Source organism: Halomonas sp. LES1 (assembly GCF_031846005.1).
Lineage (GTDB): Bacteria > Pseudomonadota > Gammaproteobacteria > Pseudomonadales > Halomonadaceae > Halomonas.
The window spans coordinates 248760-263054 of sequence record NZ_JAVRGC010000003.1; the positions used below are offsets into that span (position 1 = coordinate 248760).

General features: G+C 64.8%; 7 protein-coding genes. 2 read left to right on the forward strand and 5 right to left on the reverse strand.

Annotation, left to right across the window (positions count from 1 at the left end; genetic code table 11):
• Positions 1–138: 138 nt before the first annotated feature.
• Both mutS and fdxA read left to right on the forward strand, forming a co-directional pair.
• Positions 139–2718 (forward strand): DNA mismatch repair protein MutS, encoded by a 2580-nt coding sequence (mutS, locus tag RM463_RS08485; protein WP_311429751.1) that lies wholly within the window; start codon positions 139–141, stop codon positions 2716–2718.
• A gap of 216 nt (positions 2719–2934) precedes the next feature.
• Complete coding sequence (fdxA, locus tag RM463_RS08490; RefSeq protein WP_195688775.1) at positions 2935–3258, forward strand: ferredoxin FdxA; 324 nt, start codon at positions 2935–2937, stop codon at positions 3256–3258.
• Between the two features lie 526 nt (positions 3259–3784).
• Here the strand turns inward: fdxA and eno are convergent.
• From eno to gltB, 5 genes are all read right to left on the reverse strand, one after another.
• Positions 3785–5077 (reverse strand): phosphopyruvate hydratase, encoded by a 1293-nt coding sequence (gene eno / locus RM463_RS08495; protein ID WP_311429752.1) that lies wholly within the window; start codon positions 5075–5077, stop codon positions 3785–3787.
• A 34-nt stretch (positions 5078–5111) separates the two neighbouring features.
• Positions 5112–5963 (reverse strand): 3-deoxy-8-phosphooctulonate synthase, encoded by an 852-nt coding sequence (kdsA, locus tag RM463_RS08500; protein ID WP_311429753.1) that lies wholly within the window; start codon positions 5961–5963, stop codon positions 5112–5114.
• A gap of 5 nt (positions 5964–5968) precedes the next feature.
• Entirely contained in the window at positions 5969–7624 is a 1656-nt protein-coding gene (locus RM463_RS08505; RefSeq protein WP_195688772.1) for a CTP synthase, read from the reverse strand.
• 273 nt (positions 7625–7897) lie between these two features.
• The gene (locus RM463_RS08510) at positions 7898–9316 is read right to left on the reverse strand and encodes an FAD-dependent oxidoreductase (RefSeq protein ID WP_311429754.1); all 1419 of its coding nucleotides are present in this window, start codon (positions 9314–9316) and stop codon (positions 7898–7900) included.
• 115 nt (positions 9317–9431) lie between these two features.
• Entirely contained in the window at positions 9432–13883 is a 4452-nt protein-coding gene (gene gltB, locus RM463_RS08515; protein ID WP_311429755.1) for a glutamate synthase large subunit, read from the reverse strand.
• Positions 13884–14295: the final 412 nt, after the last annotated feature.

The following is a 14295-nucleotide window of genomic DNA, read 5'->3' on the forward strand; positions in this document are numbered from 1 at the left end:
GAAGGCAAGCCTGACGAGGCGAGGCCATCTGCGTAGAATACTGCCTTTGCCGCGGGGTTGCAGGCACCGCCACTCCGTGTGCGTCTCTGCCGACCGCTCAACGAGACCATCTACAAGACCAGGAGCCCAGCAATCGCCATGTCCCAGGCCAGCACCCAGCATACGCCGATGATGGCCCAGTACCTGAAGATCAAGCGCGAGCATCCCGAGGTGCTGCTCTTCTATCGCATGGGTGACTTCTACGAGCTCTTCTTCGACGATGCCAGGCGCGCCGCGGCACTGCTCGACATTACCCTGACCCAGCGCGGCCAGTCCGCCGGCCAGCCGATTCCCATGGCCGGGATCCCCTACCATAGCGCCGAGGGCTACCTGGCGCGTCTGGTGGCCGCCGGCGAATCGGTGGCGATCTGCGAGCAGATCGGCGACCCCGCCACCAGCAAGGGGCCGGTAGAGCGTCGCGTGGTACGCATCGTCACCCCCGGCACCCTGTATGACGAGGCGCTGCTCGATGCTCGCCGCGACAACCTGCTGGTGGCCGTGCATGTCACCGCCGAGCGTATCGGCCTGGCCTGGCTGGAGCTCTCCAGTGGTCGCTTCAGCGTGCTGGAGGTGGAGGGTGAGAGCGAACTGCTCGCCGAGCTCCAGCGCCTCGACCCGGCCGAACTGCTGGTGGCCGAGGGCCTGAATCTGCCGCCGGCCCTGGAGGGGCGTCGGGGGCTGCGTCGCCAGAGCGACTGGTTGTTCGACCCGGAGAGCGCGACCCGCCTGCTCTGCGACCAGTTCGGCGTCCAGGATCTACGTGGCTTCGGCTGCGCGCACCTCTCCGCCGCCATCACCGCCGCCGGCGTGCTGGTGGAGTACGCCCGGGATACCCAACGCTCGCGCCTGCCCCATGTCACCGCCATCGGCGTGGAGAGCCGCGACGACGCCGTGGTCATCGACGCCGCCAGCCGTCGCAACCTGGAGATCGACACCAACCTGGCCGGCAGCGGCGACAACACCCTGGCCAGCGTGCTCGACACCACCGCCACCGCCATGGGCTCACGCCTGCTCAAGCGCTGGCTCAACCGTCCACTGCGTGACCGCGAGCACGTCCAGGCTCGCCAGTCCGCCGTGACGCTGCTGCTGGAGGCGGATGGCTTCGTGGCACTCGGCGACTCGCTAAAGGCGATCGGCGATGTGGAGCGCATCCTGGCCCGGGTGGCCCTCTTCAGCGCCCGCCCGCGTGATCTGGCCCGGCTACGTGACGCCTTCAATGCCCTGCCCGACCTCGAGGCCCGGCTCGCCGACTTCCCCGAGGGCTCCACCCTGGACGAGCTGAAGCGCCATATCCGCCCCTACCCCGAGCTCGCCGACACCCTGAATCGTGCTCTGGTGGAGAACCCCCCGGTGGTGATCCGCGACGGCGGGGTGATCGCCGAGGGCTTCGATGCCGAGCTCGACGAGCATCGCGGACTCGCCGAACACGCCGGCGATTACCTGGTGAAACTGGAGACCCGGGAGCGCGAGCGCACCGGCCTCCCCGGCCTCAAGGTCGGCTACAACCGAGTGCACGGCTATTTCATCGAGATCCCCAGGGCACAAGCCAAGGAGGCCCCGGCGGACTATATCCGTCGCCAGACCCTGAAGAATGCCGAGCGCTTTATCATCCCCGAGCTCAAGGAGTTCGAGGACAAGGCCCTGTCGGCGAAGTCCCGCGCCCTGGCACGCGAGAAACTGCTCTACGAGGGGTTGCTCGAGACCCTGAACAGCGAACTCGAGGCCCTTCAGACCAGTGCCCGGGCCCTGGCGACGCTTGATGTGCTGTGCGCCTTCGCCGAGCGCGCCCATGCCCTGGAGTTCGTGCGCCCACGCCTTGCCGAGGCCCCGGGCATCGCCATTCATGGCGGCCGTCACCCGGTGGTGGAGCGGGTCAGCGACGCTCCCTTCGTGCCCAATGACCTGATCATGGGAGAGGATCGCCGCATGCTGGTGATCACCGGCCCCAACATGGGCGGCAAGTCGACCTATATGCGCCAGGCCGCGCTGATCGTGCTGCTCGCCCATACCGGCAGTTTCGTGCCTGCCAGCGCGGCCGAGATCGGCCCGGTGGACCGCATCTTCACCCGCATCGGTTCATCGGACGACCTGGCCGGCGGCCGCTCCACCTTTATGGTGGAGATGACCGAAACCGCCAGCATCCTGCACAACGCCACCGATCACAGCCTGGTGCTGATGGATGAGATCGGCCGCGGCACCAGCACCTTCGACGGCCTCTCCCTGGCCTGGGCCAGCGCCGAGCACCTGACCCGCACCCGAGCCTTTACACTGTTCGCCACCCACTATTTCGAGATGACCGCCCTGGCCGAGCAGGCCGAGGGGGTGGCCAACGTGCACCTGACCGCGGCGGAACACAGGGATGGCATCGTCTTCATGCACCGGGTTGAGGAAGGCCCCGCCAGTCAGAGCTACGGCCTGCAGGTGGCTCAGCTGGCCGGTGTCCCCCAGGGGGTGATCGCCCGGGCTCGAGAGAAGCTTGCCCAGCTCGAGCAGCAGGAGGTCGACCAGGGCAGTCGGACTCGACTGGCTGGCGCTGACGATACCCCGACACCGCTGCAGAGCGACCTCTTCGCCAGCCCGCCACACCCGATGGTCGAAGAGCTCGACGGGCTTGCCCTCGATGACCTGACGCCACGCCAGGCGCTCGAGATGCTCTACCGCTGGCGCGAGACACGATGAGGTCCTCGCCGATGCCGGCGGCGCTATCGAACGCCGGGGTGCCACCTCCGTATCGTCTGGACCTTTGCTTGCGACGGTCAGGCAGCGGCGACTAGAATGGACGAATCCCCGGACTCCTTAGAATAAGAGACCTGGTTTTTATTACTTTTTAATATTTACATAGGTCGGGACCCGCCACGACAGCGCGAGCCAGGCCATGAGGGAGGGAAAAGCGGCATGACATTCGTCGTCACCGAGAACTGCATCAAGTGCAAATACACAGACTGCGTCGAGGTGTGTCCGGTGGACTGCTTCTACGAGGGCCCCAACTTCCTGGTGATTCACCCCGACGAGTGCATCGACTGCGCCCTGTGCGAGCCGGAGTGTCCCGCCGAGGCGATCTTCTCGGAGGATGAGCTACCCGACGGCCAGGAGGCGTTCATCGAGCTCAATGCCGAGCTGGCCGAGGTATGGCCCAATATCAGCGAGAAGAAGGACCCGCTGCCCGACGCCGAGGAGTGGGATGGCAAGCCGGGCAAGCTGGAGCAGCTGGAGCGCTGAGCAACACTCGCTTCCTGCCGTGATTTCGCTCGGCAGGAAGCGATCAGCGAGACACCGGATACAGCAGCGCCGACCGTCACAAGGCGGTCGGCGCTGCTGTATCTAGCCGGCGAGTGGCGAGACAACGAGAACACCACGCAAGAAAAAGGCGGCCCAGGGGCCGCCAGCTCCAAGCCGTTCCACGAGCGATTCCTTTCGCCCAGATTCCCGTGATGACATCCCTGCCCGGAAACAACATCCTGCCGTACCGAGCGCATCACCTGACTACATCCCATTGCATCCTGCCGAGGCTACATCCCATGAGCCCCCTGTGCTGCGTGGCTGATTGTCTCAGAATTGCGCCACGGCACAATCTGACACACACGGCGAGACCTCTATCTCCTGCACGCTCGACCGTCATGCAGAAAGGAAGCTTATCTTTTTATTTTCAACAAGATAAAAAAAAGGCCGGCACCCTGGGTGCCGGCCTCCACACTCGAATGGCGTCAATCACGACACCACCTTGTCAGCAATCTCCTACACACCATTACTGCCCCTTGACGGCCGACAGCCCGGGGTAGGTCGCCCCGTCGCCCAGCTCACTCTCGATGACCAGCAGTCGGTTGTACTTGGCGACACGATCGGAGCGACACAGCGAGCCGGTCTTGATCTGGCCGGCGCAGGTACCCACGGCCAGGTCGGCGATGGTGGTGTCCTCGGTCTCGCCGCTGCGATGGGAGATCACCGCGGTGAAACCGGCATCCTGGGCCATGCGAATGGCATCCAGAGTCTCGGAGAGGGAACCGATCTGGTTGAACTTGATCAGGATGGAGTTGCCAATCTGCTCGTCGATTCCACGCTTGAGGATGCGGGTATTGGTCACGAAGAGATCATCCCCCACCAGCTGCACCCGGTCGCCGAGCTTGTCGGTCAGCGCCTTCCAGCCCTCCCAGTCGGACTCATCCATGCCATCCTCGATGGAGACGATGGGATACTCATCGCACAGGCCGGCCAGGTAATCGGCGAAGCCCGCGGCATCATACTGCTTGCCCTCGCCGGAGAGGTCGTACTGGCCATCCTTGAAGAATTCGGAGGAGGCGCAGTCCAGCGCCAGGGTCACATCGCTGCCAAGCTTGTAGCCGGCGTCTTCCACCGCCTGCTTGATCACCGCCAGCGCCTCGGCGTTGGACGCCAGGTTGGGCGCGAAACCGCCCTCGTCACCGACCGAGGTGGACAGGCCACGCGACGACAGCACCTTCTTCAATGCATGGAAGATCTCGGCACCCATGCGCAGGCCTTCGCGGAAGCTCGGGGCCCCCACCGGCTGCACCATGAACTCCTGGATGTCGACGTTGTTGTCGGCATGCTCTCCACCATTGAGGATATTCATCATCGGCACCGGCATGGTGTACCGGCCCGGCTGACCATAGAGCTCTGCGATATGGGCATAGAGTGGCACGCCCTTGGCGTTGGCTGCCGCCCTGGCGGCGGCCAGCGACACGGCCAGGATGGCGTTGGCGCCAAGCTTGGCCTTGTTGTCGGTGTCATCGAGCGCCAGCATGGCGTCGTCGAGGCCACGCTGATCACGCGCATCCATGCCGACGAGCCTGGCACGAATGTCGCCATTGACGGCCTCGACGGCCTTCAGCACGCCCTTGCCGAGGTAACGGGCCTTGTCGCCGTCGCGCAGTTCGAGGGCCTCGCGGGAGCCGGTAGAGGCACCGCTGGGGGCACAGGCCACACCCACGGCACCGCTTTCAAGGCGCACTTCGGCCTGGACGGTGGGGTTGCCGCGGGAGTCGAGTACCTCGAGGGCACGAATATCGACGATCTTGGTCATGCGAATCTTCCTCAGTCGTGTCAGCGTTGGAGAGTTATGAGATTTCGAGCGGCGCGAAGCCCTTCACCAGGTCATCGAGGGCCTTGAGCTGGGTCAGGAACGGCTCGAGCCGGTCCAGCGGCAAGGCGCAAGGGCCATCGCACTTGGCGTTATCGGGGTCCGGATGGGCCTCCAGGAAGAGACCGGCCAGCCCCACGGCGACACCGGCACGCGCCAGCTCCGCCACCTGTGCCCGGCGGCCATCGGCACTGTCGGCGCGCCCCCCCGGGCGCTGCAGCGAGTGGGTCACATCGAAGAACAGTGGCAGGCCGCTCTGCTTCATCTCGCCGAAGCCGAGCATGTCGACCACCAGGTTGTTGTAGCCGAAGCTCGAGCCTCGCTCGCAGAGGATCACCCGGTCATTGCCGGCCTCCTCGCACTTGCGGACGATATGACGCATCTCGTGGGGCGCCAGGAACTGGGGCTTCTTGATATTGATCACCGCCCCGGTCCTGGCCATCGCCACCACCAGATCGGTCTGGCGGGCCAGGAAGGCCGGTAGCTGGATCACATCGGCCACTTCGGCCACCGGCTCGGCCTGCCAGGGCTCGTGAACATCGGTGATGATCGGCACGCCGAAGCGCTCTTTCACCTCGGCCAGGATCTCGACCCCCTTCTCCAGGCCGGGGCCACGGAAGGAGTGGATGGAGCTGCGGTTGGCCTTGTCGAAGCTGGCCTTGAACACATAGGGCATGCCGAGCCTGTCGGTTACCTCGACATAGGCCGCGGCCACCTCCAGGGCAAGCTCGCGGGACTCCAGCACGTTCATGCCGCCAAACAGCATCAGCGGCAATGAATTGCCGGCCTTCAGGCCGGCAATCTCGATGGTTCTTTCGGGAGCACTCATCCGACTCACTCCTGGTAGGAGGACTGGGCGCGGCCGCGTGCTGTCTTGTGCTCCAGCGCCGCGTTGACGAAGCCGGTGAACAGCGGGTGACCGTCACGGGGGGTGGAGGTGAATTCCGGGTGGAACTGGCAGGCCACGTACCAGGGGTGATCGGGAAGCTCGACCACCTCGACCAGGGAGTTGTCCACACTCTTGCCCGAGACGACCAGGCCCGCCTGCTCGAGCTGCTCGACGAACTGCTCGTTGACCTCGAAGCGGTGACGGTGACGCTCGACGATCTCATCGGCGGCATAGGCCTCTCGAGCCTTGCTGCCGGCCTTGAGCTGGCAGACCTGGCCGCCAAGGCGCATGGTACCGCCCAGATCAGAGGCCGCATCTCGCAGCTCGATCTTGCCCTCGGGGCTCAACCACTCGGTGATCAGGCCAACTACCGGGTGCTGGGTGTCGTGGGTGAACTCGGTGGAGTTGGCGTCCTCCCAGCCGGCGACGTTGCGGGCAAACTCGATCACCGCCACCTGCATGCCGAGGCAGATGCCGAGGTAGGGAATGCCGCTCTCACGGGCATAGCGCGCCGTGGCGATCTTGCCCTCCACACCACGCTCACCGAAGCCGCCAGGCACCAGGATCGCATCCTTGCCGGCCAGACGTTCGGTGCCGTGGCGCTCGATATCCTCGGAGTCGATATAGTCGACATTGACCTTCACGCGGGTCTGGATACCGGCGTGGATCAGCGCCTCGTTGAGCGACTTGTAGGCATCGAGCAGCTCCATGTACTTGCCGACCATGGCGATATTGATCGATTTGAGCGGGTTGAGCTTGGCATCGAGTACATGCACCCACTCGCCCAGGTCGGCCTCGTCGGCCGTCAGGCGGAGCTTGTCGCAGACGATCTCGTCGAGCCCCTGCTCGTGGAGCATCAACGGGATACGGTAGATGGTATCGGCGTCCTGCAGGGGGATGACCGCGCGCTCCTCCACATTGGTGAACAGGGCGATCTTGCGACGCTCGCTCTCCTCGAGCTCCACCTCGCTGCGGCAGATCAGGATATCCGGCTGGATACCGATGGAGCGCAGCTCCTTGACGCTGTGCTGGGTCGGCTTGGTCTTGGTTTCCCCCGCCGTTTTTATATAAGGCACTAACGTAAGGTGCATAAAGATCGCGCGGCTCGCACCGAGCTCGCTCCGGACCTGACGGGTCGCCTCGAGGAAGGGCAGAGACTCGATATCGCCCACGGTGCCACCGATCTCCACCAGCGCCACGTCGAAACCCTCGCCGCCTTCATAGACGCGACGCTTGATCTCGTCGGTGATGTGCGGAATCACCTGCACGGTACCGCCCAGGTAGTCGCCGCGGCGCTCCTTGCGCAGCACGTGCTCGTAGACGCGCCCGGTGGTGAAGTTGTTGCCCTGGGTCATCTTGGTGCGGATGAAGCGCTCATAGTGGCCCAGGTCGAGATCGGTCTCGGCACCATCCTCGGTAACGAACACCTCGCCGTGCTGGAAGGGGCTCATGGTGCCCGGATCCACGTTGATATACGGGTCGAGCTTGAGCATGGTGACCTTGAGGCCGCGGGCCTCGAGAATCGCCGCAAGCGAGGCCGACGCGATGCCCTTGCCCAAAGAGGACACAACGCCGCCGGTCACGAAGATGTATCGTGTCATGAGGAACCTGTCGAAGCGTGATCGGTAGGCACGGCAGGAAGCCGCGCCAGGATGGGATGACAGATTAGCAGAATACTACCTTTGGCTCAATTTTGGACGACGCCCTGCCCGACCTGAAGACGCGGCAGACTGAGCCATTGCAGGTGGGAGAGTCTGCCTCGCGACTCAAGGCCACAGGCCTCCCGGCGCTAACTCCATGACGACGGCACCAGCGGGCGCCTGCCGGCGCCAGTCACGCAGCGGAGCTGCCCTCCTACTGATCTCTCCCCATGCTTACACCCCCAGGTAGTCCAGGATGCCCTCGGCGGCCTGGCGCCCCTCGTGGATGGCGGTGACCACCAGGTCGGAGCCGCGCACCATATCGCCGCCGGCGAAGATCTTCTCGTGGGTGGTCCGGAAGGCGAACTCGCCCTGCTCCGCGGCCTTGACCCGGTCTCGTTCATCGACCTCCACGCCGGTCTCGGTGAGCCAGGCCGGCGGGTCGGGCTGAAAGCCGAAGGCGATGACCACGGCATCGGCGGGAATCACCTCCTCGGAGCCCGGCACCACCTCGGGGCGGCGGCGGCCGTTCTCATCCGGTTCGCCCATGCGGGTGCGCACCACCTTGACCCCCTCGACCTTCCCTTCGCCCACCACGGCGACGGGCTGGCGATTGAACAGGAACTCAACGCCCTCTTCCCGGGCGTTGGCCACCTCCTTGCGTGAGCCAGGCATATTCTCCTCGTCACGGCGGTAGGCGCAGGTGACGCTGGTGGCGCCCTGTCGAACCGAGGTGCGATTGCAGTCCATGGCGGTGTCGCCGCCACCCAGCACCACCACCCGCTGCCCCTTGAAGCTGATGTACTCGCCAGGATCCTTCTCGAAGCCCAGGCAGTGATTGACGTTGGCGATCAGAAAGTCGAGCGCCTTGTGAACGCCGGGCAGGTTCTCGCCGGGGAAGCCCCCCTGCATGGACTTGTAGGTCCCCATGCCCAAAAACAGCGCATCGTACTCCTCGAGCAGGGTGTCGATGGTGATATCGCGGCCGATCTCGACCCCCAGGCGGAACTCGACCCCCATCTCCTCGAACACCGCACGCCGACGCTCCATGACGTTCTTCTCGAGCTTGAACTCGGGGATGCCGAAGGTCAGCAGGCCACCGATCTCCGGGTTGCGATCGAACACCACCGGCTTGACGCCGTTGCGCACCAGGATATCGGCGCACCCCAGCCCCGCGGGACCCGCACCGATCACCGCCACCCTGCGGTCGGTCCAGGTGACCCGAGACAGGTCCGGGCGCCAGCCCATGGCGAAGGCGGTGTCGGTGATGTACTTCTCGACCGAGCCGATGGTCACGGCACCGAAGCCGTCATTGAGGGTACAGACCCCCTCGCAGAGACGATCCTGAGGGCACACCCGGCCGCACACCTCGGGCAGCGAGTTGGTCTTGTGACAGAGTTCGACCGCCTCGAGGATGTTGCCCTCGCTGACCAGCTGCAGCCAGTTCGGTATGTAGTTGTGCACCGGGCACTTCCACTCGCAATAGGGGTTGCCACAGTGCAGGCAGCGATGCGACTGACCCGCCGCCTCCTGGGGCCTGAAGGGCTCATAGATCTCGGCAAACTCCCGCGAGCGGGTACGGGCATCCTTCTTGTCCGGGTCCTGTCGACCCACCTCGATGAACTGGAAGTCGTTGCTCAAACGGTTAGCCATGCGTTCTACTCCTGGAATTCCTGTCGGCCGCCCGACGCGCTCTTGGCTCGGCGGGCACTGGTCACCCTGACGGTGAAGGCTGATGCCGGCTCTCTACTCCGGCTGACGCCGCCTCTTATTCCGGCTGACGCCGGGACTGGGCCAACAGGCTCTTCAGGCTCGCCGCCTTGGGCTTCACCAGCCAGAAGTTGCGGACAAAGTCGCTGAAGTCCTCGAGAATGGCGCGACCGCGGGCCGAACCGGTCTCGGTGACAAACTCCTCGATGACCTCGCGCAGGTGGCGCCGGTGGGCTTCCATGGCCTCGGTATTGATTCGGTGAATCTCCACCAGCTCATGGTTGACCTTGTCGACGAAGCTGCGGTCCTCGTCGAGCACATAGGCGAAGCCACCGGTCATGCCGGCGCCGAAGTTGTCCCCGCTCTCGCCGAGCACGGCCACCAGTCCGCCGGTCATGTATTCACAGCCGTGGTCGCCGACCCCCTCGACCACCGCATGGACACCGGAGTTGCGCACGGCGAAGCGTTCACCGGCGGTGCCCGCCGCAAACAACTTGCCGCCGGTAGCACCATACAGGCAGGTATTGCCGATGATGGCCGTCCTGTGGCTCTCGAAGCGACTGCCACGAGGCGGTGTGATCACCACCTTGCCACCGTTCATGCCCTTGCCGACGTAGTCGTTGGCATCGCCTTCCAGATAGAGGTTGAGTCCACGGGCATTCCATACGCCGAAGCTCTGGCCCGCCACCCCGGTAAAGCGTGCGGTGACCGGTGCCTCGGCGAGGCCCGCCTCGCCGTAGCGCTTGGCGATCACCCCCGAGGCAAGCGCCCCCACGCTGCGATCGCAGTTGGTAATGGTGAAGGTGAACTCGCCACCACTGCCCTGCTCGATGGCCTCCTCCAGTGCCGTCAATACCTCCTGGTTCTTGGCACCCGGGTCGTGAGGCACGTTGCGACTCACCTTGCAGAACTGCGGCGCATCCGCCGGCACATGATCGTTGCCAAGCAGCGGTGTCAGATCCAGCTTGCGCTGGGAGGCGGTCGCGCCCTCGATCACCTCGAGAAGATCGGTACGACCGATCAGGTCGGTGAGCCTGGCCACGCCCAGCATGGCCATCAGCTCGCGCACCTCCTCGGCGATAAAGCGGAAGTAGTGCTTGACCATGTCCACGGTGCCGCGGAAGTGCTCGTCACGCAGATAGTCGTCCTGGGTGGCAACGCCGGTGGCGCAGTTGTTGAGATGACAGATACGCAGGTACTTGCAACCCAGCGCCACCATGGGCGCGGTACCGAACCCGAAGCTCTCGGCACCGAGGATCGCCGCCTTCACCACATCGAGGCCGGTCTTGAGGCCGCCGTCGGTCTGCAGGCGAATCTTGTCGCGCAGGCCGTTGATACGCAGCGCCTGATGCACCTCGGGCAGCCCCAGCTCCCAGGGGGAGCCGGCGTGCTTGATGGAGGTAATCGGGCTCGCCGCCGTCCCGCCGTCATAGCCCGAGACCGTGATCAGGTCGGCATAGGCCTTGGCAACCCCCGTGGCGATGGTGCCGATACCGGGCTCGGAAACCAGCTTCACCGATACCTGGGCATCGGGGTTGACCTGCTTGAGGTCGAATATCAGCTGCGCCAGGTCCTCGATCGAGTAGATATCGTGATGCGGCGGGGGCGAGATCAGGGTCACCCCGGGCACCGCATAACGCAGCCGTGCGATCAGTTCGTTGACCTTGCCGCCAGGCAGCTGGCCGCCCTCGCCGGGCTTGGCGCCCTGGGCCACCTTGATCTGCAGCACCTCGGCGTTGACCAGGTAGGCCGGGGTGACGCCGAAACGCCCCGAAGCGATCTGCTTGATCTTGGAGGAACGAATCGTGCCGTAGCGCGCCGGATCCTCGCCCCCCTCGCCGGAGTTGGAGCGCCCGCCGGACTCGTTCATGGCCTGGGCCAACGCCTCGTGGGCTTCGGGCGAGAGCGCCCCCAGCGACATGCCGGCGCTGTCGAAACGCGGCAGCAGTGCCTCGACCGGCTCGACCTCTGAGAGCGGCAGCGGCTCGGCCACCGGCTTCAGCCTGAGCAGGTCGCGCAGAGTGGCAGGAGAGCGCTCGTTGACCAGTGCGGCGAAGCGCTTCCACTTGGCGTAACTCCCCTCCTGCACCGCCTCCTGAAGTGACTTGACCACGTCGGGATTGAAGGCGTGATATTCGTGACCGTGCACATACCTGAACTGCCCCCCCTGGCTGATGCCCTTGCGCGGAACCCAGGCATCGCGGGCAAGCAGCTCCTGCTGGAGCTGCAGCTCGGCAAAACCGGCGCCCCGAATGCGCGAGGCCATGCCCGGAAAGCATAGCGCCATCACCTCATCGTCGAGGCCAACCGCCTCGAACAGCTGGGAGCCGCGATAGGAGGCGAGGGTCGAGATCCCCATCTTGGAGAGAATCTTGAACAGCCCCTTCTGCAAACCCTTGCGGTAGTTCTCACGGGCATCGGCGGGGTTACCGACCAGCTCACCGGTGCGGTGCATGTCGGCCATTACCTGGTAGGCGAGCCAGGGGAAGACGGCGGTGGCCCCCACCCCGAACAGCACCGCCATCTGATGGGCGTCGCGGGCATACCCGGTCTCTACCACGATGTTGCAGCGCGGGCGCAGCGACAGCCGCCCCAGATGGTGGTGCACGGCACCAACGGCCAGGGCCGCATGGATCGGCAGCTCGCCCTTCTCGAGGCCGGCATCGGTAAGCACCAGGATCACCTTGCCGGCCTTGACCGCCTCCGTGGCCTGACGGCACAGCTCACCCAGGGCGGCCTGCAGGCCGTGGCGCTCGGGGTCATAGGCCATGCGCAGCCGATGGCTGGCATAGGCCGCATCCTCCTGCTCCACCAGGGCGGTGAACTTGCGCGGCGAGAGGATTGGCGTCGTCAGGATGATGCGATGGGCATGCTCGGGGGTCGCCTTGAAGACGTTGCGCTCGGCACCGATACAGGTCTCCAGCGACATCACGATCGCCTCGCGCAGCGGGTCGATGGCCGGATTGGTGACCTGAGCGAACTTCTGGCGAAAATAGTCGCTGAGCAGGCGCGGCCTGGCGGAAAGCACCGCCATGGGGGTATCGTCACCCATGGAGCCTACCGCCTCCTGGCCGCTCTCGCCCAGCGGACGCAACAGGAGGTCCCGTTCCTCGAAACTGACCTGGAACATCTTCTGGGCCACGGACAGGCCATCGGCATCCATGTTATGGAAGCTGGCCAGCTCGGTGAGCGACGACTCCAGATATTGCGCCTCTTCCTTGAGCCAGCGCTTGTAGGGATAGGCCGACTTCAGCCGGGCATCGATATCCTCGGTATGCAGCACCTCGCCGGTCACGGTGTCCACGGCCAGCACCTGCCCCGGCCCCACGCGCCCCTTGGCCACCACGTCCTCCGGCGCATAGTCGTAGGTGCCGATCTCCGAGGCCAGGGTGATAAAGCCGTTCTTGGTGATCACCCAGCGCGCCGGCCTCAGGCCGTTGCGGTCGAGCATGCAGAGTGCCTGACGCCCGTCGGTCATCACCACGCCGGCGGGGCCATCCCAGGGCTCCACATGCATGGAATTGTATTCATAGAAGGCGCGCAGCTCGGGATCCATCAGCTCGACGTTCTGCCAGGCCGGCGGCACCATCATGCGCACCGCACGGTGCAGCCCCATGCCCCCCATCAGCAGCACCTCGAGCATGTTGTCCATGCTCGAGGAGTCGGAGCCCACGGTGTTGACGATCTCGTCGAGCTCGGCAATGTCGGGAAGCCGCTCGCAGACGAAATTCTCCTTGCGCGAATTGGCCCAGCCGCGATTGGCCTCGATGGTATTGATCTCGCCGTTATGGGCCAGCAGGCGAAACGGCTGCGCCAGCGGCCAGCGTGGCGCGGTATTGGTGGAGAAGCGCTGATGGAAGACGCAGATGGCGGTCTCCAGGCGCTCGTCATCCAGGTCCCGATAGAAGGCCGGCAGGTCCACCGGCATCACCAGGCCCTTGTAGGAGATCACCCTCTCGGAGAGCGAGCTGACATAGAACGCCTCCTCCTGGCGCAGCGACTGCTCGGCCAGGCGGCGAGCCATGAACAGGTCGACCTCGAAACGCTCGGCGCTGCCGTTTCTGCCTGGCTCCACGAACAGATGGCGAATACGCGGCAGACACTCCAGTGCCATGGGGCCACACACCGAAGCATCCACCGGCACCTCACGCCAGCCACGAATCACCAGGCCGCGGGCGCGCAGTTCACCCTCGAGCACCTCGGCGGCCCGAGCGGCACGGGCGTCGTCGTCGGGCAGGAACACCACACCCACCGCATAACGCTCGCCCAGGGTGGCGCCCAGCGCCTCCTCGGCCACTTCACGCATGAAGGTGTCGGGCAACTGCAGCAGCAGGCCGCAACCGTCGCCGGTCTTGCCGTCGGCGGCAATACCACCGCGATGCGTCATGCAGGTGAGGGATTCAATGGCGGTGCGCAGCAGCTCATGGCTGGCACGCCCCTCCATATGGGCGATCAGGCCGAACCCGCAGTTGTCGCGGAACTCGCCGGGCTGATATAGACCGCTGTTCATAGGCGCGCCTCGATGAAATGGGTTTTTCTCGCAGCAACCCCATGCTATATTCAAGGGTTTTTCTCTTATGATGCCAGACGAGTGCCTCGCACCGAACTGCGCGGAAAAGGTGCGCCCAGAATAGCCAGCCGCCACACTGCAGCGCAATACCGGCGACTCCTCCCTACCCAAAAATCACCGACAAATCCGTGGGTTGCCTTTCAGGCTCGCTAAAAAAAACCCCACCGCTCAGTCACTTGCAATCACCATAAACGGAAAACAAACGAAACGAGCCCCGCATTAGACTTTTGGCTAAAAAGAGCCATATCGCCCATGCCAATAGCGCATACTCCATGCCGATCAATGGCTACCGCCTCCTCCGGAGCCGCCTACTCAGCAGCATAGACGAGGAACGCCCGCACCAAGGTTGCGC

Coding starts and splice junctions, on each gene's coding strand:
- mutS (WP_311429751.1), top strand. CDS start 139: ATGTCCCAGGCCAGCACCCAGCATACGCCGATGATGGCCCAGTACCTG.
- fdxA (WP_195688775.1), top strand. CDS start 2,935: ATGACATTCGTCGTCACCGAGAACTGCATCAAGTGCAAATACACAGAC.
- eno (WP_311429752.1), bottom strand. CDS start 5,077: ATGACCAAGATCGTCGATATTCGTGCCCTCGAGGTACTCGACTCCCGC.
- kdsA (WP_311429753.1), bottom strand. CDS start 5,963: ATGAGTGCTCCCGAAAGAACCATCGAGATTGCCGGCCTGAAGGCCGGC.
- RM463_RS08505 (WP_195688772.1), bottom strand. CDS start 7,624: ATGACACGATACATCTTCGTGACCGGCGGCGTTGTGTCCTCTTTGGGC.
- RM463_RS08510 (WP_311429754.1), bottom strand. CDS start 9,316: ATGGCTAACCGTTTGAGCAACGACTTCCAGTTCATCGAGGTGGGTCGA.
- gltB (WP_311429755.1), bottom strand. CDS start 13,883: ATGAACAGCGGTCTATATCAGCCCGGCGAGTTCCGCGACAACTGCGGG.